Raw genomic sequence first — 23714 nt, forward strand, 5'->3', positions numbered from 1 at the left:
TACGACGTCGACGATGTCGTTCGGCGTCGGCACCCCCGCCCCGCCGACGCCCCCCCGGCACGCACGACGGCCCGCCCCGGCAGAACCGGAACGGGCCGAAGGTGCGGAGCGAACCGCCAGCGTCAGTGCGCCGCGGCGGGGATGCTCCCGGTCGTGGCGGACCCGGCACGTGCAAGCCGCTCGACCCGCACCGACTGCCGGTTGATGAGCAGTCCGCCGGCCAGGGCGACGAGCACGAGCACGCCGGCCGAGATGCCGAACGCCACGTGGTAGCCGTCGAGCGTGGCCTGGGCCTGCTGCAGCTTGGTCGGGGCGGCGGTCAGCCCGGACAGGCTGTTCGACACCACGTCGGCGAAGATCGTCGACAGCAGCGCCGTGCCGATCGAGCCACCGATCTGCTGCATGGTGTTCACCGTCGCCGAGGCCACACCGGCATCGGCCCGGGCGACCCCGGTCGTCGCGGTGTTCATCGCGGACGAGAAGATCGTGCCCATGCCGAGGCCGATCACGATCAGCGCCGGCAGGACGGTGCCCGCGTAGGAGCTGTCCAGGTCGGTGCGGAGCAGCAGGAGGAGCCCGGTCGCTGCGACCAGGCCGCCGGCGAAGATGAGCACCTTCGGCCCGACGCGCGGCAGCAGGCGGCCACCGATCTGCGTCGCCGAGATCATGATCGACAGCGGCATCGGCAGGAACGCGAGACCGGTCTGCAGCGAGCTGAAGCCGAGGGTCTGCTCCAGGTAGTAGGTCAGGAACAGGAAGATACCGAACATGCCGATCGCGACCAGACCGATCGCGATGAACGAGCCGCCGCGGTCACGGTCGAGCACGACGCGCAGGGGCAGCAGCGGGTGGGCGACGCGGGTCTCGATGAACACGAACGCGGCGATCAGCACGACACCGCCGGCGAGCATGGCGATCGTGACGGGGGAGTCCCAGCCGTTCGTCTCGGCGTTCGAGAAGCCGTAGACGACGCCGACGAGCCCGAGCGTGATGGTGATGACCCCGAGGACGTCGATGCGCGGACGCTCGACCTTCGGCGGCTTCTCCATGAAGACGAGGGCGCCGATCACGCCGAGCACGGCGAAGACGACGTTGACGTAGAGGCACCAGCGCCACGAGGCGTACTCGGTCAGCACGCCGCCGAGCAGCAGGCCGATGGCCGCACCCGAGCCGGCGATGGACCCGAAGATGCCGAACGCGCGACCGCGTTCCTTGGGGTCGCGGAACGTGGTGGTCAGCATGCCGAGTGCGGACGGGGCGAGCAGTGCGCCGAAGACGCCCTGCAGCGCACGGGCCGCGACGAGCAGGCCGAACGAGTCGGCCAGGCCGCCGAGCACCGAGGCGACGGCGAAGCCGACCAGCCCGATGATGAAGGTGTTCTTGCGGCCGAACAGGTCGCCGAGACGACCGCCGAGCAGCAGCAGCGAGCCGAACGCCAGCGAGTACGCGGTGACGATCCACTGTCGCTGGTCGGTGCCGAAGTCCAGGTCGGCCTGAGCCGAGGGCAGGGCGATGTTCACGATGGTCGCGTCGAGCACGACCATCAGCTGTGCGAGGGCGATGACCGCCAGGGCGATCCAGCGGTGGTTGCTCTTGGCGGGGGTGGTGCCCGGAGTCGTGGGTGCGGTCCCGGTGGGGGTCGGCACGGTGTGTTCTGCCGTCACGGCAGCCTCCTTCGAGAAGGTTGGAGGGTGGGGTGGAGGTGCGCGCCGTCGGGCACTCCCGAGATGTGGTGGTGACGAAACCGGATGCGAGGCATCCGTTTGTGGTCAGTGTAGACCGAAACGGAAGGAGGGCATCCACTTGTTCCCAGAAAGTGCAACTACGGTCGGATCGTGAGCACCACCGACTCCGTGTCCGACCTCGAGCGACCGCTGCGCGCCGACGCTGCGCGCAACCGCGAGCTGATCCTGCAGACGGCGCGCAAGTGCTTCGCGGAGCGCGGGCTCTCCGTCACGTTGAACGACATCGCGCACGAGGCCGGCGTCGGGGTCGGCACCGTCTACCGACGGTTCGCCGACAAGGACTCCCTGATCGAGGCGCTGCTCGCCACCAAGTTCGAGGCCATGAACGACGCCGCAGCGCGCGCCGCCGACGTGTCCGACCCGCGTGAGGCGCTCCGGGTGTACCTGATGGGCGTCTTCGCGTTCCGTGCACGCGACCGAGCCCTCGCCGACGCCATCGTCCGCGCCGGCAAGGCCCGTCCGTCCATCGTGCAGGAGCGCGACCGGCTCGAACGCCAGGTCGCCGCGATCATCGGCCGTGCCGAGACCGCCGGTGTCGTCCGCCCCGGCTTCGACTACCGGGACCTGCCGATGCTCACCGCGATGGTCGGTGCGGTCGCCGACGCCACCCGCGAACACGACCCGGACGCCTGGCGCCGCTACGCGGAACTCCTGATCCAGGGCGTCCTGCCGGGCACGGACGACACCGCGCCGATGCTCGGCGACCCGCTGGACCGCGAGTCGATCGAGCGCGCGCTGCACGCGCAGTCCTGACCACCGCCGGATCGGAGGCCCGTGGCGGCGCCGCCACGGGCCTCCAGTCCGGACGTGGTCGCCACCAGAGCGCCCAGCGCGACGTGCGCGGCCAGACCGGCTACAGCCAGCTGGGGACCCAGTAGTGCGACCGGACGAAGTCCCACGGCACCTGCATCGCCGTCCACATCGGGTACCAGTAGACCGAGGCCAGCACGACGACGCCCAGGTACACGCCGACCCACAGGATCGCCCGCGACCGGCGTGACCGTTCGTCGCTCCGCCTGCCGAGCACCAACCCGATCGCGGCGGCCAGCGCCATCACCATGTAGGGCTCGAACGCGATCGTGTAGAACTGGAACACCGTCCGGTCGACGTACATCAGCCAGGGCAGGTACCCCGCCGCGACGCCGAGCAGGACGAAGCCGTACTCGCACTTCCGACGCAGGATCCAGAGCACGAGCAGCGCCACCGTGGCGATGACCGAGGCGTACCAGATGAACGGGTTCGCGATGCCGGTGATCGCCTCGCCGCAGCGGTTCGCCCAACAGCCGTCCTGTCCGGCGTCCGTGCCGACGTAGAACATCGACGTGGGGCGCTGCATCACGAGCCAGAGCAGCGGGTTCGCCTGGTACGAGTGCGGGGTGTGCAGCCCGATGTTGAAGGCGTAGATCTCCGACTGGTAGTGCCACCAGTTCTGCAGGCTGTCCGGCACCCAGGCGAGCAGCCCGGTCCAGCGTTCGCCGCCCGAGGACAGCCAGTTGCGGTCCCATCCGTCCTTCGACACGAACCAGCCGGTCCACGACGCCACATAGGTCACCGCGGCGATCGGCACGGTCAGCAGGAACGACACCGGTGCCTGCTGCAGCAGCGCGCTCGACGACCAGAACTCGACCCCGGCACGGCGGCGCATCATCATGTCGCTGAGCACGGAGTACACGGCGAAGAACGCCAGGAAGTACACCCCCGACCACTTCGTCGCCGCTGCCAGCCCCAGGGCCAGGCCCATCGCGAACAACCACGGTCGCCACCAGAACACCGGCCCCCACAGGGTGGTCCGATCGGCGGCGGTACGGGCGGCGACCCACTCGTCGAGCCGCCGTTGACCCTGCCGACGGTCGAGCAGCAGCGCCCCGAACCCGAGGATGACGAAGAAGGTCAGGATCCCGTCGAGGAGCGTCACCCGCGACATCACGATCGCCTGCCCGTCGATCGCGAGCAGGAAGCCGGCGAGCGTGCCGATCATCGTCGAACGGAACAGCGACCGGGCGATCACCGCGGTCAGGAACACCGTCGCGATGCCGAGCACGGCCACCGTGAAACGCCAGCCGAACGAGTTGTCCGCCCCGAACAGCAGCATCCCGAGGCCGATGAGGTACTTGCCGAGCGGCGGGTGCGCGATGAACTCCGCGGCGCTCGTGAAGATGTCCGTCTCACCGCGCACGAACCGGTCGTCGGTCGTCGGGGCGGTGTCACCGCTCGGGTTCGCGGGCCAGGTGCCCTCGTACCCGAGGTGCACGATCGACCAGCCGTCCTTGACGTAGTACGTCTCGTCGAACACGAGCGAGTGGGGGGTGCCGAGGTTCACCAGCCGCAGCACGGCGGCGAGGAGCGTCACCGCGAGCGGACCCGTCCACCGCCACACGGCGACCCGCTGCGACGTGGAGAGCACCCGCCCCCACCAGTCGTCCAGGCGCGAGCCGACCGGCCCGTCGGGCACGGCCGTGCGGTCGTCGGTCAGCTCGCTGGTCATCGCTGAGCATCCTACGGATCGACCGTATGTCCCCGCTGCGACGGGGGTGCGGGGACAATGGGTGCGTGATCGTCCTCGCAGCAACGCCCATCGGCAACCTCGGGGACGCCTCGCGCCGTCTCGTCGAGACCCTCTCCAACGCCACGGTCGTCGCGGCCGAGGACACCAGGACCGCCATCCACCTGATGCGCGCCCTGGGCATCGAGAACCGTCCGCGGCTCATCGCCCTGCACGAGCACAACGAACGGGCGAAGGCGTCCGAGGTCGTCGAGCTCGCCCGCGACGAGGACGTCGTCGTCCTCACCGACGCCGGCATGCCCGCGATCAGCGACCCGGGTTTCCCGCTCGTCGAGGCCGCCGCGGCCGCCGGGGTCACCGTCACCGCCCTGCCCGGGCCGTCGGCCGTGCTCATGGCGCTCGCCGTGTCCGGGCTGCCCACCGATCGCTTCACGTTCGAGGGGTTCCCGACCCGCAAGGCCGGGGAGCGCCGCCGGGCGTTCCAGGCGCTGGCGGGGGAGCAGCGGACGATGGTGTTCTTCGAGTCGCCGCACCGGCTGGCCGAGACCCTGGCGGACATGGCCGTCGGGTTCGGGGGCGACCGCCGCGCCGCGGTCTGCCGCGAGCTCACGAAGCTGTACGAAGAGGTCCGTCGCGGGCCGCTGGACGAACTCGTCACGTGGGCGTCCGAGGGTGTGCGGGGCGAGATCTGCATCGTCGTCGCCGGCGCGGCAGAGGCCACGGAAGAAGCCACGCTCGACGACGGGGTGCGCCTGGTGCTCGAGCGGGTGGCCGCCGGCATGCGCATGAAGGAGGCCGCCGCGGCGGTCGCGGACGCGACCGGGCTGTCGAAGCGCGACCTGTACGAAGGGGCGCTCGCGGCGCGCTGAACGGGGCCCGTCACGTTCGCGTCCGCCGGTCTGGAGGCGCGGGGCGGGCCCGTCACGGGCCTCCCGGACCCGGTTCTCCACAGTCCACCGCCGCACGCGTCATCGGGGTTCCGTGCGCCCGTAGGATGGTCCGCATGTCCGCCGGGTCCTCGTTCAGCATCACCACGCCGATCTTCTACGTGAACGACGTGCCCCACATCGGGCACGCCTACACCGAGGTCGCCGCGGACTTCCTCGCGCGCTGGCACCGGCAGCGCGGCGACGACACCTGGCTGCTCACCGGCACCGACGAGCACGGGCAGAAGATCCTGCGCACCGCCTCGGCGAACGACGTCTCGCCCAAGGAATGGGCCGACCGGCTGGTCAACGACGCCTGGAAGCCACTGCTCGACACGGTCGACGTCGCGAACGACGACTTCATCCGCACCACCGACGAACGCCACGAGCGCGGCGTGACGGCGTTCCTGCAGAAGCTCTACGACGACGGCTTCATCTACGCCGGCGAGTTCGAGGGCTTCTACTGCGTGGGCTGCGAGGAGTACAAGCAGCCGAGCGACCTGGTCGCCGGCACCGGTGCGTACGAGGGCCAGCAGGTCTGCGCGATCCACTCGATCCCGGTCGAGGTGCTGGCCGAGCGCAACTACTTCTTCCGGATGTCCGACTTCGAGCAGCGCCTGCTCGACCTGTACGAGTCGAACCCGCTGTTCATCCAGCCCGAGAGCGTCCGCAACGAGATCATCTCGTTCGTCAAGCAGGGGCTCCGCGACCTGTCGATCTCGCGTTCCAGCTTCGACTGGGGCATCAAGATCCCGTGGGACAGCGACCACGTGCTGTACGTGTGGTTCGACGCCCTGCTCAACTACGTCACGGCGCTCGGCTACGGCACCGACGACGACGAGGCGTTCCGGCGCCTCTGGCCGAGCGTGCACATCGTCGGCAAGGACATCGCCCGGTTCCACGCCGTCATCTGGCCGGCGATGCTCATGGCCGCCGGGCTGCCGGTGCCGGAGCGCGTCTTCGGCCACGGCTGGCTGCTCGTCGGCGGCGAGAAGATGTCCAAGTCGAAGCTGACCGGCATCGCTCCGTCGGAGATCACCGACACGTTCGGGTCCGATGCCTTCCGCTACTACTTCCTGCGTGCCATCACTTTCGGGCAGGACGGCAACTTCAGCTGGGAAGACATCTCGGCGCGCTACCAGGCCGAGCTCGCGAACGGCTACGGCAACCTGGCGTCACGCCTGGTCGCCATGCTGCAGAAGTACTGCGACGGCGAGGTCCCGGAGCGCGGCGCTCTGACCGAGTCCGACCAGGCGATCGACGCCCTGGCCGTCTCGGCCACCGAGCGAGCCGACGCCGCCATCGCGGCCTTCGCCCCGCACGAGGCGATCGCCATCGTGTGGGAGCTCGTCGACGCCCTGAACGGGTACATCACCGAGCAGGCGCCGTGGGCCCTGGCGAAGGACGACGCCAACCGCGAGCGCCTCGGCACGGTCCTGACCACCGCGCTCCGCGGCCTCGGCACCGTCACCGTCCTGCTGTCCCCGGTCATGCCGAAGGCGACCGAGAAGCTCTGGGCCTCGATCGGTGCCGGCGGGTCCGTCGCCGAGCAGCGGGTCGACCGCGCGTTCGAGTGGCAGGGTGCGTCGCACGTGGTGCCGCTCGAGAGCGGGCTGTTCCCCCGGATCGAGCAGGTCTCCGCGTGACCGACGCCGAGTCGCACGTCCGGTCCCGCGGGGACGGAGGGGCCGGTGGCTCGAAGCGCGACCTGACGTACCCGCCGCTGCCGCAGGCGCTCGTCGTGCCGGTGTACGACAACCACACCCACATGGAGATCGCCGACGGTGTCGGCGACGGGGGTGACGGCCCGCTCGAGTACCGCGAGCACCTCGACCGTGCCTCGAGCGTCGGCGTGCGCGGTGTCGTGCAGGTCGGCACGGACCTCGCCACCTCGGAGTGGTCCGCGTCGATCGCCGCTCGGGAGCCCCGGGTCCTGGCGGCCGTCGCGCTGCACCCGAACGAAGCGCCCGTGCTGCAGGAACAGGGGCTGCTCGACGAGCACCTCGCCGGCATCGAACGGCTCGCCGCGCTGCCGCGGGTCCGGGCGATCGGTGAGACCGGTCTCGACTTCTTCCGCACCGGCGAGGACGGCCGCGACGCCCAGGTCCGTTCGTTCGAGGAGCACATCCGCATCGCGAAGGAGCACGACCTCGCGCTGACGATCCACGACCGTGACGCGCACGACGCCGTGGTCGAGGTCCTCGACCGCGTGGGTGCCCCGGAGCGGACCGTCTTGCACTGCTTCTCCGGCGGCCCGGACCTCGCCCGGCTCTGCGCCGAGCGCGGCTGGTACATGTCGTTCGCCGGCACCGTGACGTTCAAGAACGCCGCACTGCTGCGTGAAGCGCTGGTCGTGGCCCCGCGGCACCTGATCATGATCGAGACGGACGCGCCGTTCCTGACGCCCACCCCGTTCCGTGGCCGGCCGAACGCGCCGTACCTCATCCCGCTCACCCTGCGGTCGATGGCGGAGACGCTCGGCACGGACGCCTCGATGCTCGCGGCCCAGATCGCCTCGAACACCGAGCTCGTCTACGGCGCGTGGGACGCCGAGCCCGTGACGGTGGACGAGTAGTCGTGGGCGCACTGCTCGGCCCGGCGGAGATCCGGGAGCTCGCGGCCGAACTCGACGTCACCCCGACGAAGAAGCTCGGCCAGAACTTCGTGCACGACGCCAACACCGTGCGGCGGATCGTGTCGGTTGCCGGCGTGACCCCATCGGCTCAGGTGCTCGAGATCGGCCCGGGGCTCGGGTCGTTGACGCTCGGGCTCACCGAGACCGGCGCGCCCGTCACCGCGGTCGAGATCGACAAGCGCCTGGCCGCCAAGCTCCCGTCGACGGTGTCGTCGATGCAGCCGGACGCCAGACTGACGGTCGTGCAGCAGGACGCCATGACCGTCGCCGCCACGGACCTCGACGTCGAGCCGACGCACCTCGTCGCGAACCTGCCCTACAACATCTCCGTGCCCGTGCTGCTGCACCTGCTCGCGACCTTCCCGTCGATCGAGCGGTCGCTCGTGATGGTGCAGGCCGAGGTCGGGTACCGGCTCGCCGCGGGCCCCGGCAGCAAGGTCTACGGGTCGCCGAGCGTCAAGGCCGCCTGGTACGGCTCGTGGAGCACCGCCGGGTTGGTCAGCCGTCAGGTCTTCTGGCCGGTGCCGAACGTCGACAGCGTCCTGGTGGCGTTCGACCGGCACGAGCCCCCGGGGGACGAGCTCCTGCGATCGCGGGTGTTCACGCTCGTTGATGCGGCGTTCCAGCAGCGACGCAAGATGCTGCGGCAGAGCCTGTCCGGGGTGCTCGTCGGCAGTGCGCACGCGTCCGAGGTCCTGACCGCGGCGGGTATCGACCCGACCGCCCGGGGCGAGGCGATCGGTGTGGACGACTTCGTGCGGCTCGGGCGGACGGTCCTGGCGGCTGCGGAGTAGTCCTCCTCGCGCCTGGCTCCAGCGAAATACGGAATGTTTCGTGAAGTCCGTTCGATGCTCCTACGGTTGATCGCATCGACCGAGGGGACACCATGCAGCCGACCGAACCACGCCGACCGATCCGCCGCGGCCCGACCGAGGAACAGCTCACAGCGGGTCGTCGGCGTGCCCTGCTCAGCGCGGATCCTGGTCGGCCGCCGGGGCCGAGGATCTTCACCGACGCCGAGCGGCAAGCGCTGTTCGCTCGGACGCCGCGACCTGAAGGCACGTTCGAAGAACGCCGCGAGCGCCGACGGCGTGCGATCGAGTCGATCGATCCGGACTGCCGAGCCGAACCCATCGCGCGCATCCGCCAGGCACGCTGATCGTGTTCGAGCGACTCAGATCCGGTGAGTTCGACGAGCATCGGGTACTGGAGTTCGACGGATGCACCAGCAGGCCGGATGTCGTGCTCGTCGAGACGAGTTTCATCGAATGCGTGCTGCACCGTGCGGAGCCGCAGCACGTCGGGGCGTCAGCGTTCTGGGATCACCTCGACCTGGCCGACACGCGGATCCTGTACAGCGCGTTCACCGAGTTCGAGCTCTTCGAATCTGCCCGCCACAAGGGACTGCAGGCTGCACGTCGCCATGTGGCCGCATGGCGAGACCTGCTGCGGTCGACGCAACTGCACTGGGTCGGGATCGATGACGTCAGCGATGGAGTCCCAGGGCTGATCGAGGAGTTCGGCCTGACAGCCTCGGGTGCCGTGCACGTCGCCACCGCCATCTCGTCGAAGGTGGACGGTTTCGTGACGGTCGATCCTGCGTTCGGCGTCGTGGACAAGGAGCGTCTCCCGCTGATCATCGACGCGAAGGGTGCGCAGCTGGCGCGTCGCCTGCGGGCCAGCTCCCGACAGTGAGCGGTGCTGGCGGGGTCCTGCAGCCTACGATGACGGCATGACCGACGGAACGGTTCGCTCGCATGCACAGGGGATGGCGCCGGACCGCGTCCTTGCAGCGACGGGCAAGAAGCCCGACGACTGGCATGCCCTGATCGACCGAGCGGACGGAGCCACCATCGGGCACGCGGCGATCGCGTCCTGGTTGATCGGTCAGGGCGTCGAGCCGTGGTGGGCACAGGGCATCACCATCGGGTACGAACAGGCCCGCGGGCTCCGCATCCCCGGTCAGCGTGCGGACGGCACCTTCGCGGTGTCGGCCTCACGGCAGGTCCCGGGTGAACGAGAGGCCGTGCTCGATCGGATCGTCCCGGTGTTCACGGCGGCACTCGGATCCACGCCGAAGTCCGAGCGCCGCGGCGGCAGGCGCCCCTCGGCCCGCTGGACCTTCGACGACCGCGAATCCGTGCTGCTCAACACCGAGGACGGTCCGAAGCCGGACACCGTCCGCATCTCGGTGCAGCGGGAACGGCTCACCGGCCCCGAGCGGATGCCCGACGCGAAGGCCGAACTGCAGCAGCTCCTCGCCACCCTCTGACGCCGCGACAGGGCAACGTGCCCCTCGCACCGTGCGAGGCGCACCACGCCTGGTGCGAGGTTCCGTGTTCCGTGCGAGCCGAACTGCCTCGCACCGAACACGGAACCCCGCACCGTGCGAACGTGGGCCGTCGCCCGACTCAGTGCTCGCGGGACGCCATCATCTCGAGGATCTGCTGGTGGTTGCCGTTCCGCTCGGCGAAGCGCAGTGGGTGCACGTTCTGCACCAGGATCTCCGGGGCAGCGCCGGACTCGATGAGCGCCATGACCTCGTCGGCGAACGCGTCGAGCGGCATCCCACCGAAGTCGGCGCCGCCCATCAGGTCGGTCATGACGGCCGGCGGGGCGAGCTCGAGCACCTCGAGCGAGGACCCGACGAGCTGCTGACGGAGGGCCTGCGTGTAGGCGTGCACACCGGCCTTCGTCGCGCTGTACGTCGGCGACGCGGTGAGCGGGACGAACGCGAGACCGGACGTGACGGTCATCAGGGTGGCCGAGGGCTGGGCGAGCAGGTGCGGCAGGAACGCGTCGATGAGCCGGATCGTGCCGACCAGGTTCGTCTGGACGAGCTCGACGGCGTCGTGGATGTGCCCGGGGTCGCGGAGGTCCTCGTCGCGCATGATCCCCGACATGGTGATGAGGGCATCGAGCGACGGGTAGGCCTCGAGCACCGAGGTGGCAGCTGCCTCGATCGACGACGCGTCGGCGACGTCGATCTGCACGGTGCCGAAGCCGTGCTCGGCGGCGAGGGAGTCGAGGAGGGCCTGGCGACGGCCGCCGATGACGACGGTGCTGCCGGCGGCCTGCAGGCGCTGAGCGAGCGCGAGACCGATGCCCGAGGTCGCGCCGGGGATGAAGACGGTGGAGTTCGTGATGTCCATGACCACCACGATGCTCCGTGGACAGGGTCGCAACCAGAGCGCGGTCATCGGGGGATCGGCGATCCCTGGCACCCGGGCCGGAAGCGGACGATGATCGACCCATGGACCGTGCCGCGCTCGCCGACTTCCTCCGCCGTCGCCGTGAGTTGCTGCGCCCCGACGACGTCGGTCTCGGGCAGGGGCCAAGACGCCGGACCCCGGGGCTCCGCCGCGAAGAGGTCGCTGCCCTCGCCGGCATGTCCGTCGACTACTACACGCGACTCGAGCAGCAACGCGGACCGCAGCCGTCCGAGCAGATGATCGCGGCGATCGCCCGGGCACTGCGCTGCAGCCTCGACGAGCGCGACCACCTGTTCCACCTGGCCGGGCAGAACGCCCCGACCCGGATGCACCGCGCCGACCACGTCGACCCGGCGATCCTGCGGGTGCTCGACCGGCTCGAGGACACCCCGGCGATCGTCGTCAGCCACCTGGGCGAGACCCTGGTCGAGAACCGGCTCGCGGCCGCGCTCCTCAGCAGCTCGGTCGACCTGCCCGGCAACCGGCGGTACCAGGCGTGGCGGTGGTTCGTGACGGGTGAGGAGCTCGCGAAGTACGCGCCCGAGCAGCACGAGCGGCTGGGGCGGGTGGTGGTCGCGTCGCTCCGGGCGGCCGTCGGGCTCGCGGGCCCGGGCGACCGCCGGGCGACCGAACTCATCGCCGAGCTGCAGACGCGCAGCGCCGAGTTCCGCGACCTCTGGGCCAAGCACGAGGTGGCCACGCGCTGGTCGGACAACAAGACGATCGTGCAGCCGGAGCTCGGCCGCATCACCGTCGACTGCCAGGTGCTGCACACCGACGACCAGGCGCAGGCGCTGCTGCTGTTCACGGCGCCCCCAGGATCGGAAGACGCGCAGAAGCTCGAGCTCCTCGGCGTCGTCGGACAGCAGACCTTCGCCGGCTGACGACCTCGCACGGTGCGAGGTCGACCACCGCCGGCACCGAACGGTGCGAGGTTCCGTACTCGGTGCGACGGCGAGCAGGTCGCACCGAGTACGGAACCTCGCACCGAGCGACCAGGGCCCCGTGCGACCCGCCCCGGCCGAGAAGCAACGCCACGTCACACACTTGGGCGCGTGCGGTATACCGTGCCTAGGGTGGGGGCGTGAGCACTCCGCGCGTGTACGTCATCCACGAGAACCCCGAGTGGTTCCCCCCGCTCGCCGCCGCCTTCGAGGCCGAGGGCGTCCCGGTCGAGGAGATCCTGCTGACCGAGGGGCAGATCGACCTCGCGGCCGAGCCGGCACCCGGCGTCTACTGGAGCCGCATGTCCGCGAGCTCCCACACCCGCGGCCACGAGCACAGCAAGGAGTACACCCGGGCGATCCTCGGCTGGCTCGAGCGTGCCGGCCGCCAGGTCGTCGGCGGTAGCCACGTGCTCGAGCTCGAGGTGTCGAAGGTCGCCCAGCACGGTCTCCTGCAGCAGGCCGGGTTCGACGTGCCGCGCACGACCGCCGTGTTCGGCACGACGACGCTCAAGGACGCCGCCCGCACCTTCACCGACGGGCAGGACGTCCCCTTCATCACGAAGCACAACCAGGGCGGCAAGGGCCTGGGCGTCCGGCGGTTCGACTCGCTCGCCGAGTTCGACGCCTACGTCGACAGCCCCGAGTTCGAGGCGCCGGTCGACGGCATCACCCTGCTGCAGGAGTACCTGACGGCCCGCGAGCCCTTCATCACCCGCGTCGAGTTCGTCGGCGGCGAGTTCGTGTACGCGGTCCGCGTCGACACCAGCGCCGGCAGCTTCGAGCTCTGCCCCGCCGACGCGTGCGAGGTGCCGCAGGTCATCGCCGGCGCCGTCTGCGACGTGCCCGGCACCGAGACCGCCGGTGCGCCCCCGGCGTTCGCCGTGCGGACCGAGATCACCGCCGAGCACCCGCTGGTCCAGCAGCTCCGCACGTTCCTCGCCGACCAGCGCATCACCATCGCGGGCGTCGAGTTCATGGAGACGACGGACGGCCGCACCGTCGTCTACGACATCAACACGAACACGAACTACAACCCCGCGGTCGAGGAGTCCGCGCCGGCCTCCGGCCCGCGCTCCATCGCGAAGTACCTCGGTGGTCTGCTGGAGACGCAGTACGCGGCGCAGCTCACGGCCTGAGAACGCAAGAACCACCGGACTGGAGGCCCGTGGCGGGCCCGCCACGGGCCTCCAGTCCGCCTTTCCCACACCCCCAAGGAACCAACGTGCGATTCGGATACTGGACCCCGCTCTTCGGCGGCTGGCTGCGCAACGTCGACAACGAGAACATGCCGGTCACCTTCGACTACGTGAAGCGCCTGGCGCAGCGCGCCGAGCGGATCGGCTTCGACCTGACGCTCGTGCCGGAGCTCAACCTCAACGACATCAAGGGCACGGCGGCGCCCTCGCTCGAGGCGTGGTCGCTCGCGGCGGCCATCGCGGCGACGACCGAGCGCCTGGAGATCATGGCGGCGATGCGTCCCGGGTACCACCTGCCCGCGGTGACGGCGAAGCAGGCGGCGACGATCGACGACATCTCGTGCGGCCGGTTCACCTTCAACGTCGTGAGCGCCTGGTGGGCGGAAGAGGCGAAGCAGTACGGCGGGATCTTCTCGGAGCACGACGACCGGTACAAGCGCACCGCGGAGTTCGTCGAGGTCATGAAGGGCCTGTGGCGCGAGACCCCGTACTCGTTCTCGGGCGAGTACTACGACATCGAGAACGCGCACCTCGAGCCGAAGCCCCGCGTGACGCCGCGCATCTACGCCGGTGGGGAGAGCGAGGCCGGCAAGGCCGCCATCACCGGGTACGCCGACGCCTACGTCACGCACGGCGGCACGGTCGAGGAGCTCCGCGCGAAGATCGACGAGATGAAGCAGCGCCGCATCGACGCCGGCCTGCCGCCGTTCGAGGCGTTCGGCATGGCCGCGTACGTCATCGTGCGCGAGACCGAGGAAGAGGCGCAGGCCGAGCTCGCCCGGATCACCGACGTGCAGCACGGCAAGGCGTACGAGTCGTACCAGGACTTCATCTCGAAGTCGCAGCTCGAGCACGTGCCCTCGCTCGAGGACTACTCGGTGTCGAACCGCGGCCTGCGCCCCGGTTTCGTGGGGACGCCGTCGCAGGTGGCGGACCGCATCCGGGAGTTCGAGGACGCCGGCGTCGACACGCTCCTGCTGCAGTTCTCGCCGCAGCTCGAGGAGATGGACCGGTTCGGTGAGCAGGTCATCCCGCTCGTCCGGCAGTCGGTCGGGGCGCAGTCCTGATGGGGGCCACGCCGACCAACGCGGAGGACGGCTGGGCGTTCGAGACCCGCCAGATCCGCGCCGGCTTCAAGGCCGACCCTGGCTGGGGCGCGAACGTGCCGCCGATCGCGCAGAGCGCCGCCTACGTCTACCCGTCGGGCGAGGACGCCGCCGCGCGCTTCATGCTCGACGCTCCCGGCCACACCTACACGCGGGTGAACAACCCGTCGGCGGCAGCGCTCGAACGCCGGATCGCCGACCTCGAGGGCGGGATCGGTGCGCTGGCGCTGGCCTCCGGGCAGGCGGCGACGTCGCTGGCCGTGCTCGGTGTCGCACGCGCCGGTGACCACGTGGTGTCGAGCGCCTCGCTGTACGGCGCGACCTACACGCTGTTCGCCTCGACCCTGCGGGACCTCGGCATCACCTTCACGTTCGTGCAGGACCCGACCGACCTGTCCGAGTGGGCGGCGGCGGTGCGTCCGGAGACGAAGGCGTTCTTCGGTGAGTCCATCCCGAACCCCCGCGGGGACGTCCTGGACTTCGCCGGGGTGGCCGGGGTCGCGCACGAGGCCGGTGTGCCGCTCATCGTCGACAACACCATCGCGACGCCGTACCTGGTCCGCCCGATCGAGCACGGCGCCGACATCGTCGTGCACTCGGCGACGAAGTACCTGGCCGGACACGGCAGCGCCATCGCCGGGCTCATCGTCGACAGCGGGAACTTCGACTGGGCGGCCCACGGCGACGCCTACCCGCAGCTGGCCACGACCGAGCAGTCCGGGTTCGCGAACACGAACTTCGCCGAGAAGTTCGGGCAACGGGCGTTCATCCAGCGCACCCGCTCGAAGCTCTCCGCCGACCTCGGGCCCGCGATCGCACCGTTCAACGCGTTCCTGGTGCTCCAGGGCATCCAGACGCTGTCGCTCCGCATGGACCGGCACGTGTCGAACGCCGCCACCGTGGCGAGCTGGCTCGACGCCCACGACCAGGTCGAGCACGTGCACTACGCCGGCCTGCCGGACTCGCCGTGGCACCACCTGCAGCAGCGCTACGTGCCGAAGGGGCCGTCGGCCGTGCTGTCGTTCGACCTGGCCGGCGGGGTCGCCGCGGGCCGACGGTTCGTGGCGGCGCTCGAGCTGTTCGACCACGTCTCGAACCTCGGGGACGTCCGATCGCTCGTCGTGCACCCGGCATCGACCACCCACGTGCAGATGACCTCCGCCGAGCGGGCAGCCGCCGGGGTGGGGGACGGACTGATCCGCCTGTCGATCGGCCTCGAGCACATCGACGACATCACCGCGGACCTGGCGCGGGGGTTCACGGCAGCCGCAGCGGGATAGGTTGGGCGCATGACCACGTTGGCCGCACCGACCCGCGTGCGGACGCGCGCCCCCGGCAAGATCAACGTGTTCCTGTCCGTCGGGGCGCTGCAGGACGACGGCTACCACGACGTCGCCACGGCGTACCAGGCGGTGTCCCTGTACGAGGACGTCACCGCCGAGGCCGCCGACGACTTCTCGGTCACCTTCACGGGGCCGATCGACACGAGTACCGTGCCGGTCGACGAGTCGAACCTCGCCATCCGTGCGGCCCGGCTCGTGGCCGACGCAGCCGGACACCGCGGTGGGGTGCGGCTGACCATCGACAAGCAGGTGCCCGTCGCCGGCGGCATGGGCGGTGGCTCCGCGGACGCCGCGGCGACCCTGCTCGCCGTCGACACGCTCTGGGGCACCGCGCTCGGTCGCGAGGAGCTGCTCCGGCTCGCCGCGCAGCTCGGCGCCGACGTGCCGTTCGCCTTCGCCGGCGGCACCGCCGTGGGCACCGGCCGCGGTGACGAGCTGAGCCCCGCGCTGGCCAAGGGTGAGTTCCACTGGGTCCTCGCCCTGAGCGACGACGGGCTGAGCACCCCCGCCGTCTACCGTGCGCTCGACGAGCACCGCGAGCGCTACCGAGCCGACATCTCCCCGGCGCCGTCGCACCCCGTGGTCGAGGCCAACGTGCTGCAGGCGCTGCGCGCGGGTGACCCCGACCTGCTCGCCGACTGCGTCCACAACGACCTGCAGGCACCGGCCATGCGGCTGCAGCCCCGGCTCGCGGCGACGCTGGAGCTCGGTGAGAAGTCCGGTGCGCTGGCCGGCCTGGTGTCCGGCAGCGGACCGACGGTGGCGTTCCTGGTGGGCGACCGTGATGCGGCGCTCGAACTGCAGGTCGAGCTCAGCGCCGCCGGCCTCGTCGCACTCCGGGCCACCGGTCCGGTGCACGGCGCGCGCGTGGTGCACTGACCCGAAGCCCCGGCACAGCCGTCGGCGGCTGGACCGCCACCGTCAGCGGCTGTACTTCCAGAGGATGACCGTCCCGGTGTGCCAGTAGCGCACGACGTGGAAGCCCTCGGCCACCAGCGTCTCGGTGACCTGCGGGCGGATGTTCCGTGACTTGCCGCCGACGAACCACACGGTGTCGATGCCGGAGATCCGCTCGGGCACCGTCGTGGCCACGTCGCCGTTGACGTTCCAGAGCTGTCCGCGTTCGGCCCCGGTCTCGGCGACGGCGAGGTCGCGCATCCCGGTGAAGGCTTCGGGGTAGGAATCGGCGATGACCTGCGCGGTGGTGCCGGGGTGCCGCCAGACGCTGCCGAACACCACGCCCTCGTTCCGGTCGGTGCGCCGGTCCCGCTCGCGCTCGATGATCGCTGCGGCGTTCGCCCAGTGCGAGTCCTGCTTGGCGTGGGGCAGCCGGACGATCGTGCTCGTCGGGGCCGACACGAGCAGCATCCCGACGACCGCGAGCGCCAGCCACCGCCGGGGTCGGATCGCCGTGATCGCCAGGCCGATGAGCAGTGCGACGAACGGCAGGCTCAGGCTGGCGTACTTCGGGGTGTACAGGTGCTCCCCGGCCGTGGTCGCGCCGACGAGCAGTGCGGTGGGCAGGATCATCAGGGGGACGGCGACGCGGACGGCCTGCATCCGCAGCAGGTCGCGGGCGGCCGGGGCAGGGCGTCGGGCGGCACGCACAGCGAGCACGACCCCGACGATCATCAGGACCCACCCGAGCACCGCGTACGGCCAGACGGCACCGAACCACGCGGTCGCGACGACCTGGCGCACGGTGGCCCACCCGACGCCGGTGATCCAGCCGACCTGCTTGGCCTGCCCTGCGGCGAGCACGATGAACGGCGACACCACGAGTGCGGCGCCCACGGCGGCGACGCCCCAGCGCACGAACGCGGCTCGGTCGACGATCGGCGCGGCCACCGGACCGCTGCGCTCGGAGAGCACGGCGTCGCGCCGCGCGGCGCGGTCGGCGACGGCGGTCCAGAGGAGCACGACCCCGTGCGCGACGACGGCCAGGGCCAGGTAGACGTTGAACAGCACGGCGACCGCGGCGAGCATGCCGTAGACGACCCACCACCGGGTCGCGTGGTGCCGGATCCGGGTGCGGCGGACCGCGGTGATCCCCGCGAGGGTCAGCGCGACGGCGAAGGTCGTGACGGTGGCGTACGGGCGCCCCTCGGTGCCGGCCCAGGCGACGCGGGGCAGGACCAGGAACACGATCCCGGAGACGACGCCGAGCCGCACGCCGCCGAGACGACGGCCGAGGGCGACGACGAGCCCGGCGGAGACCCCGATGGCCAGGGCGCTCGGGAACCGCAGCGTGAACGGCGAGTACCCGACGAGCGTGAACCAGACGTGCATCACGGCGTAGTACAGCCCGTGGACGGCGTCGACGTTCTGCAGTTCGGCCCACAGCGCCGGCCAGCTCCGCTGGGCACTCGCGACGGTCGCGGCCTCGTCGTACCAGAGCGACGGTACCCAGCTGAAGGCCGCTGCGACGACGACGCCGAGCGCACCGACGGTGATCTCGGGGGTCCGGGCGAGGGCCCGGACGGCCGCCGCGGCGAGACCCAGCGAGCGCGCGCGCACCGACCCGTCCGACGTCGTGCGTCGGACCGGGACGGTACCGGTGCGGGGGGAACTCACGCCCGCGACCGTACCGATCTGCTCTGGGGATCCGCCGCGTCCAGGCACTGAACTCTCACATGCAGGAGTTCGGTGCGACGGGCCAGAATGACGGGATGGAACCCCTTGTCGCCCCCGCCGCCGCGCTCTCCCCGGGGCGGGCGCAGCTCGGTTCGCGGACCGCCGCGCTCGCCGAGGTCGGGGTCACCGGGCTGCGACGCCTGGCCACATCACGCGTCCTCGTCGTCGGGGCCGGCGGGCTCGGGGCGCCGGTGGTCGCGTACCTCGCCGGGATCGGTCGGCTCACCGTGGTCGACCCCGACGTGGTCGACGCCTCGAACCTGGCCAGGCAGACGCTCTTCACCGCCGCGGACGTCGGCTCGCCGAAGGCACGGGTCGCGGTCGCCCGAGCCGTCGCCGTCGACCCCGAACTCGACGCGGTCGCCGTGGTCGCGTCGTTCACGCCGGACCTGGTCGCCGGACACGACGTCGTGGTGGACGCCGCCGATTCGGTCGTGGTCACCCGAGCGATCTCGGATGCCTGCGCCGCGGCCGGCGTGCCGTTCGTGTGGGGCACCGTGCTCGGTCACGACGGGCAGGTCAGCGTCTTCCGCGACGCCGGGTCCGACGGCGTCGACTTCCACGACCTGCACCCCGACGCCCTGCCGGACGAGGGCTCGTGCGCCCTCGACGGCGTCGTCCCCGCACTCTGCGGCGCGGTCGGTGCCGTGATGGCGGGACAGGTCTTCGCGATGGTCACCGGCACGGGCGACCCGCTGCTCGGACGCGTCCTGACCGTCGACGCCCGCCGGTGGCGCTGGACCGAGAGCCCCGTCCGTCGGGGGCCCGCCTCGCGTCGACCGGCACCTGCTGCCGGTGCCTCCGCGGCGCCGCGCATCGCGCCGTCCGCCCTGGCCGCCAGAGTGGCGGACCCGTCGGACCCGCTGGTCGTCGTCGACGTCCGGACCGCCGAGGAACGCGCGGACGGCGTGGTCGCCGGTGCCGTCACCGACGACACCGGCGCTGACGAGGTCGTCGTCTACTGCGCACGCGGACCCCGCGCGGACGCGTGGGCGGCTCGGCAGCCGGCCGGGAGGCGCGTGGCGGTGCTCGACGGCGGCTTCGAGGCCTGGCGTCGCGAGGGCCTGCCCGTGTCGATCGAGCACCGGTCCTGACCCAGCCTGGTCACCCCCACCGCCCCTGCCGCCGCATCCGCGGATAGGATCGGTGGATCATGACGCAACTGCGGGTACGGGAGGCTGCGGCCTTCCTCGGGATCAGTGACGACACCGTTCGTCGGCTCGTCGACGGCGGGACCTTCACCCGTGCCACGGACGACGCGGGGCGAGCCGTGGTCGACGGTCGCGAGGTCGCCGCCTACGCACGGGAACGCAGCTCGGAGCTGACCGACCCGGCGTCCGCGGTGAAGAGCTCGGCGCGCAACCGCTTCGTCGGGATCGTCACCGACCTGGTCGTCGACACCGTGATGGCGCAGGTCGAACTGCAGTGCGGTCCGCACCGTGTGGTGTCCCTGATGAGTGCCGAGGCCGTCCGCGACCTGAGGCTCGAGGTCGGGTCCGTCGCGGTGGCGTCCGTCAAGGCCACGATGGTCGCCGTCGAGGCACCCGCCCACCAGGAGGACCCCCGATGACCCGTCGTTCCCGCTCGTTGCTCGTACCCCTCGCCGTCCTGGCGACGCTCGGCCTGTCGGCGTGTTCCACCGCCGACGCTCCCGCGGGGTCCTCGTCACCGTCGTCGAGCGCGGACGCCGACGTGTCGGGTTCGATCACCGTCTTCGCCGCCGCGTCCCTGCAGCAGACCTTCACGACCCTGGGCAAGCAGTACGAGACCGCGCACCCCGGCGCCTCGATCCGGTTCTCGTTCGCCGGCTCGAGCGACCTCGTCACCCAGATCCAGAACGGCGCCCCCGCCGACGTGTTCGCCGCGGCGGACCAGGCGAACATGACGAAGCTGACCTCGGGTGACCTGGTGACCGGGTCGCCGCGGGCCTTCGCCACGAACACGCTCGAGATCGCGGTCGCCCCGGGCAACCCGCGGGGCATCGGCGGCCTCGACGACCTGACGGCTCCGGGTGTCCAGCTCGTCACGTGCGCCGCCCCGGTGCCGTGCGGTGCCGCGACGGCGAAGGTCGAGTCCGCATCGGGCGTCGACCTCGAGCCGGTCAGCGAGGAGCAGTCCGTCACCGACGTGCTCGGCAAGGTCGAGTCCGGTCAGGCCGATGCCGGACTCGTCTACGTGACGGACGTCCGGGGGGCCGGTGGCAAGGTGGACGGGGTCCCGTTCGACGAGTCGAGCAAGGCCGTCAACACGTACCCGATCGGCGTGCTCCGGGAATCCCAGGACCCGGAGCTCGCGCAGGCGTTCTCGGAGTACGTCCGCTCCGCGGCCGGGCAGCGCGTGCTCTCCGACGCGGGCTTCGGGAAGCCCTGACCCGTGGCTCCGCGCCCTGACGGACGGCCGCCGGTCGCGTGGTGGCTCCCGCTGCCCGCGGTGCTCGGCGGGCTGTTCGTCGTCGTGCCGGTGCTCGCGATGCTCGGCCGGGTGGACTGGTCGTCGTTCGTCGGACTCGTGACCTCCACCGCGTCACTGACCGCGCTCGGGCTCAGCCTCGGCACGGCGCTCGCGGCCACGGGCGTCGCGTTCGTCCTCGGGTACCCGCTCGCCGTGCTGTTCGCGCGGTCGCGGTCGCGGTGGGTCGGCGTCGCCCGGGCCGTCGTGCTCCTGCCGCTCGTGCTGCCGCCGGTGGTCGGTGGTCTCGCCCTGCTCGCGGCCTTCGGTCGGCTCGGGGTGGTCGGGGCGTTCCTCGACGACCACGGACTGCACATCGCGTTCACCACGACGGCGGTGGTCATCGCGCAGACCTTCGTCGCGATGCCGTTCCTGGTGTCCTCGGTCGAGGGGGCGCTCCGCGTCGAGGGTGACCGGTACGAGCGGGTCGCCGCGACGCTGGGCGCCGGGCCGACCCGGACGTTCCTGACCGTCACGACGCCGCGGGTCCTGCCGGGGATCGTGTCCGGGCTCGTGCTGTGCTTCGCCCGGGCGCTCGGCGAGTTCGGGGCCACCCTGACCTTCGCCGGCAGCCTGCAGGGGGTCACGCGGACCCTGCCGCTCGAGGTCTACCTGCAGCGCGAGGTCGACCCGGACACCGCGGTGGCGCTGGCGGTCGTGCTCGTCGTGGTGGCGGTCGTCGTCATCGGGGCCTCGTCGTTCCGGACCCGCGGAGCCCTGGCGTGACGGCCGAGGCTGCGGTGGGAGTCCGGGCGCACGTCGTCGTCAGGCCGCGAGACGTCGACGTCGCGATCGAGGTCCGAGCGGGGGAGTGCCTGGCGGTCATCGGGCCGAACGGTGCGGGCAAGTCGACGGTGCTCGAGGCCCTGGCCGGGCTGCTGCCGATCGACTCTGGCCTCATCGAACTCGACGGGGTCCGTGCCTCGAGTCCACGGCACACCATGCCCGCGCACCGGCGTCGGACCGGACTCGTCGCACAGCGGCCCGATCTGTTCCCGTTCCTCGACGTCGTCGGGAACGTCGCCTTCGGGCCCCGAGCCGCCGGAGCCGGTCGCGCCGCGGCCCGGCAGCTCGCCCGCGACGCGCTCGACGCCGTCGGGGTCGCCGACCTGGCCACCCGCGACCCCGGGACACTCTCCGGCGGACAGGCACAGCGCGTCGCGATCGCCCGGGCGCTCGCCACCGACCCGGCGGTGCTGCTGCTCGACGAACCGACCTCGGCGCTCGACGTCGGCGCGCAGGACGAGGTCCGCGCGGCACTCCGGACCGCCGTCGCCGGCCGGCCCGCGGTGCTCGTCACCCACGACCCGGTCGAGGTCGTCGCCCTGGCCGACCGCGTCGTGGTGCTCGAGGGCGGCCGGGTGGTCGAGCAGGGCACCCCCGCTGCCGTGCTCGGTCGTCCGACGAGTGCGTTCGCCGCGACGTTCTCCGGACTCGCGCTGGTGCGCGGGACCGCCACCGGGGGTGGGATCGCGATCGACGGCGGGGGTGAGCTGGCGTCCGGGACGCACGCCGTGCCTCCCGGCCGGCCCGCCCTGGCCGCCTTCCACCCGACGGCCGCCGTGCTGACGCGGGACGGTGCCGGAGCCGCGCGCACCGTCTCATCGCTCGAGCCGCGCGACGGACTGGTGCGGGTGCGGGCCGGTGACCTGGTGGCGGACCTGACGCTCGCGCGGCTGACCGCGCTCGGGATCGCCCCCGGCGACGCGGTGTGCATCGACGTCCCCGCAGCCGAAGTGGCGGTGTACGCGCCCCGTGGTTGAGACAATGGTCGGATGACCTCCTGGTTCCCCAAGGTGTGGCCGGTGGCCACGCCGATCCTGGCGGCCGTCGTGCTCGCGTTCTCGTACGGCCGCTACGGGCTCGGCACCGCCGTGGTGGTCGTCGTCGCCGTCGTGCTCGCCGTCACGGTCCTGGCGGCCGTCCACCACGCCGAGGTCGTCGCACACCGGGTCGGGGAACCCTTCGGCTCGCTCGTGCTGGCCGTCGCCGTGACGATCATCGAGGTCGCGCTCATCATCTCGCTGTCGAGCTCCGGCGGTGCGCAGGCCGAGACCCTGGCGCGCGACACGGTGTTCTCGGCGGTGATGATCACGATGAACGGGCTGGTCGGCCTCGCGATCCTGATCGGGACCCTGCGGCACAACACCGTGCGCTTCAACCAGGAGGGCGCGAGCGCCGCGACCATGACGGTGGCCGCGCTCGCCGTGCTGACCCTGGTGCTGCCGACGTTCACCACCGGCACCGACGACGCCTCCTTCACGGGGACGCAGCTGGTGTTCGTCGCGATCGCGTCACTGGTGCTCTACGGGCTGTTCGTCGTCACGCAGACCGTGGCGCACCGCGACTTCTTCCTGCCGGTCAACCGTGCCGGCGGGGTGCTCGTCGAGTCCGAGGACGCCCACGCCGCCCGCCCGTCCGGACGCACCACGATGGTGTCGCTCGGGCTGCTCGTCGTCGCGCTCGTCGCCGTGGTCGGGCTCGCCAAGGTGGAGTCGCCCGCGATCGAGGCCGGGGTCGCCGCCGTCGGATTCCCGCCGTCGTTCGTCGGTGTCGTGATCGCGCTGCTCATCCTGCTGCCGGAGGGCATCGCCGCGTCGAAGGCCGCCGCACGGAACCGGATCCAGACGAGCCTGAACCTGGCGATGGGGTCCGCGATGGCGTCGATCGGTCTGACGATCCCCTCGATCGCGGTCGCGTCGCTGTTCATGCCGGGGACGCTGCTGCTCGGGCTCGGGCCGTCGCAGATCGTGTTGCTCGCGCTGACGATCGTCGCGGCGGTGCTCACCGTGCTGCCCGGTCGTGCCACTCGGCTGCAGGGTGGGGTGCACCTGGTGATCTTCGCCGCGTTCATCGTGCTGTCCGTCTCGCCGTAGGGCGGGGACGGGGTCGGGGTCGGGCGTACCGGGTCGTTCCGGGCGTACCTGGTCGAATCGGGCGTACCTGGTCGAAAGTTCCGACACGGTATGCCCGGAAACGCCAGGTATCGCGGGCGTTCTGGGAAGGAACGGGGGGGGGG

General features: G+C 71.5%; 22 protein-coding genes. 18 read left to right on the forward strand and 4 right to left on the reverse strand.

Features of this window, described 5'->3' with window-relative positions; all coding sequences use genetic code 11:
• Positions 1-122: 122 nt before the first annotated feature.
• Positions 123-1664 carry an MFS transporter gene (locus BR70_RS0110640; RefSeq protein ID WP_027466052.1) on the reverse strand — a complete coding sequence of 514 codons (1542 nt, stop codon included), beginning with the start codon at positions 1662-1664 and terminating at the stop codon, positions 123-125.
• 171 nt (positions 1665-1835) lie between these two features.
• Here BR70_RS0110640 and BR70_RS20510 point away from each other — a divergent pair, with 171 nt between their 5' ends.
• Positions 1836-2498, forward strand: coding sequence for a TetR/AcrR family transcriptional regulator (locus BR70_RS20510; protein ID WP_035808760.1), 663 nt, complete (start codon positions 1836-1838; stop codon positions 2496-2498).
• A 100-nt stretch (positions 2499-2598) separates the two neighbouring features.
• On the opposite strand, the gene BR70_RS0110650 is transcribed toward BR70_RS20510, so the two are convergent.
• On the reverse strand, positions 2599-4230 hold the full coding sequence (locus BR70_RS0110650) for a dolichyl-phosphate-mannose--protein mannosyltransferase (RefSeq protein WP_027466053.1): 1632 nt from the start codon (positions 4228-4230) through the stop codon (positions 2599-2601).
• A 65-nt stretch (positions 4231-4295) separates the two neighbouring features.
• Here BR70_RS0110650 and rsmI point away from each other — a divergent pair, with 65 nt between their 5' ends.
• The 6 genes from rsmI to BR70_RS22345 all read left to right on the forward strand — a co-directional run bounded on the left by rsmI (position 4296) and on the right by BR70_RS22345 (position 10081).
• Positions 4296-5117 (forward strand): 16S rRNA (cytidine(1402)-2'-O)-methyltransferase, encoded by an 822-nt coding sequence (gene rsmI, locus BR70_RS0110655; protein WP_027466054.1) that lies wholly within the window; start codon positions 4296-4298, stop codon positions 5115-5117.
• A 134-nt stretch (positions 5118-5251) separates the two neighbouring features.
• Positions 5252-6820: a methionine--tRNA ligase gene (gene metG / locus BR70_RS0110660; RefSeq protein WP_027466055.1), complete on the forward strand. Its 1569-nt coding sequence runs from the start codon at positions 5252-5254 to the stop codon at positions 6818-6820.
• On the forward strand, positions 6817-7749 hold the full coding sequence (locus BR70_RS0110665; RefSeq protein ID WP_027466056.1) for a TatD family hydrolase: 933 nt from the start codon (positions 6817-6819) through the stop codon (positions 7747-7749). Before metG ends, BR70_RS0110665 begins: the two co-directional genes overlap by 4 nt.
• Positions 7750-7751: 2 nt before the next feature.
• Positions 7752-8603: a 16S rRNA (adenine(1518)-N(6)/adenine(1519)-N(6))-dimethyltransferase RsmA gene (rsmA, locus tag BR70_RS0110670; RefSeq protein ID WP_027466057.1), complete on the forward strand. Its 852-nt coding sequence runs from the start codon at positions 7752-7754 to the stop codon at positions 8601-8603.
• Between the two features lie 367 nt (positions 8604-8970).
• On the forward strand, positions 8971-9504 hold the full coding sequence (locus BR70_RS0110680) for a type II toxin-antitoxin system VapC family toxin (protein WP_155896858.1): 534 nt from the start codon (positions 8971-8973) through the stop codon (positions 9502-9504).
• A gap of 37 nt (positions 9505-9541) precedes the next feature.
• The gene (locus BR70_RS22345) at positions 9542-10081 is read left to right on the forward strand and encodes a hypothetical protein (RefSeq protein ID WP_155896859.1); all 540 of its coding nucleotides are present in this window, start codon (positions 9542-9544) and stop codon (positions 10079-10081) included.
• Between the two features lie 139 nt (positions 10082-10220).
• Here BR70_RS22345 and BR70_RS0110690 read toward each other — a convergent pair whose 3' ends face one another.
• Entirely contained in the window at positions 10221-10961 is a 741-nt protein-coding gene (locus tag BR70_RS0110690) for an SDR family oxidoreductase (protein ID WP_027466060.1), read from the reverse strand.
• Between the two features lie 101 nt (positions 10962-11062).
• On the opposite strand from BR70_RS0110690, the gene BR70_RS0110695 reads away from it, so the two are divergent.
• The 5 genes from BR70_RS0110695 to BR70_RS0110715 all read left to right on the forward strand — a co-directional run bounded on the left by BR70_RS0110695 (position 11063) and on the right by BR70_RS0110715 (position 16492).
• The gene (locus tag BR70_RS0110695) at positions 11063-11905 is read left to right on the forward strand and encodes a helix-turn-helix transcriptional regulator (RefSeq protein WP_027466061.1); all 843 of its coding nucleotides are present in this window, start codon (positions 11063-11065) and stop codon (positions 11903-11905) included.
• A 200-nt stretch (positions 11906-12105) separates the two neighbouring features.
• Positions 12106-13104 (forward strand): ATP-grasp domain-containing protein, encoded by a 999-nt coding sequence (locus BR70_RS0110700; protein WP_027466062.1) that lies wholly within the window; start codon positions 12106-12108, stop codon positions 13102-13104.
• A gap of 86 nt (positions 13105-13190) precedes the next feature.
• Positions 13191-14231 (forward strand): LLM class flavin-dependent oxidoreductase, encoded by a 1041-nt coding sequence (locus tag BR70_RS0110705; protein WP_027466063.1) that lies wholly within the window; start codon positions 13191-13193, stop codon positions 14229-14231.
• On the forward strand, positions 14231-15550 hold the full coding sequence (locus tag BR70_RS0110710) for an O-acetylhomoserine aminocarboxypropyltransferase/cysteine synthase family protein (protein WP_027466064.1): 1320 nt from the start codon (positions 14231-14233) through the stop codon (positions 15548-15550). Before BR70_RS0110705 ends, BR70_RS0110710 begins: the two co-directional genes overlap by 1 nt.
• A 9-nt stretch (positions 15551-15559) precedes the next feature.
• Positions 15560-16492, forward strand: coding sequence for a 4-(cytidine 5'-diphospho)-2-C-methyl-D-erythritol kinase (locus BR70_RS0110715; RefSeq protein ID WP_027466065.1), 933 nt, complete (start codon positions 15560-15562; stop codon positions 16490-16492).
• A 42-nt stretch (positions 16493-16534) separates the two neighbouring features.
• Here the strand turns inward: BR70_RS0110715 and BR70_RS20520 are convergent, their stop codons facing one another.
• Entirely contained in the window at positions 16535-18187 is a 1653-nt protein-coding gene (locus BR70_RS20520) for a glycosyltransferase family 39 protein (RefSeq protein WP_051596832.1), read from the reverse strand.
• Between the two features lie 95 nt (positions 18188-18282).
• Here BR70_RS20520 and BR70_RS0110725 point away from each other — a divergent pair, with 95 nt between their 5' ends.
• The 6 genes from BR70_RS0110725 to BR70_RS0110750 are packed head-to-tail and all read left to right on the forward strand — an operon-like array spanning position 18283 to position 23571.
• Positions 18283-19341 (forward strand): ThiF family adenylyltransferase, encoded by a 1059-nt coding sequence (locus BR70_RS0110725; RefSeq protein ID WP_027466066.1) that lies wholly within the window; start codon positions 18283-18285, stop codon positions 19339-19341.
• A 59-nt stretch (positions 19342-19400) separates the two neighbouring features.
• Entirely contained in the window at positions 19401-19817 is a 417-nt protein-coding gene (locus tag BR70_RS0110730) for a TOBE domain-containing protein (protein WP_027466067.1), read from the forward strand.
• Positions 19814-20617: a molybdate ABC transporter substrate-binding protein gene (gene modA, locus BR70_RS0110735; protein ID WP_027466068.1), complete on the forward strand. Its 804-nt coding sequence runs from the start codon at positions 19814-19816 to the stop codon at positions 20615-20617. Before BR70_RS0110730 ends, modA begins: the two co-directional genes overlap by 4 nt.
• Positions 20618-20620: 3 nt before the next feature.
• Positions 20621-21421, forward strand: coding sequence for an ABC transporter permease (locus tag BR70_RS0110740; protein ID WP_027466069.1), 801 nt, complete (start codon positions 20621-20623; stop codon positions 21419-21421).
• The gene (locus tag BR70_RS0110745; RefSeq protein WP_231495690.1) at positions 21418-22458 is read left to right on the forward strand and encodes an ABC transporter ATP-binding protein; all 1041 of its coding nucleotides are present in this window, start codon (positions 21418-21420) and stop codon (positions 22456-22458) included. The genes BR70_RS0110740 and BR70_RS0110745 overlap by 4 nt, the downstream gene beginning before the upstream one ends.
• A gap of 12 nt (positions 22459-22470) precedes the next feature.
• Entirely contained in the window at positions 22471-23571 is a 1101-nt protein-coding gene (locus tag BR70_RS0110750; protein ID WP_017888287.1) for a calcium:cation antiporter, read from the forward strand.
• The last annotated feature ends 143 nt before the right edge of the window (positions 23572-23714 follow it).

It is taken from the genome of Curtobacterium sp. UNCCL17, from assembly GCF_000686685.1.
In the GTDB taxonomy this organism is placed as follows: domain Bacteria; phylum Actinomycetota; class Actinomycetes; order Actinomycetales; family Microbacteriaceae; genus Curtobacterium; species Curtobacterium flaccumfaciens.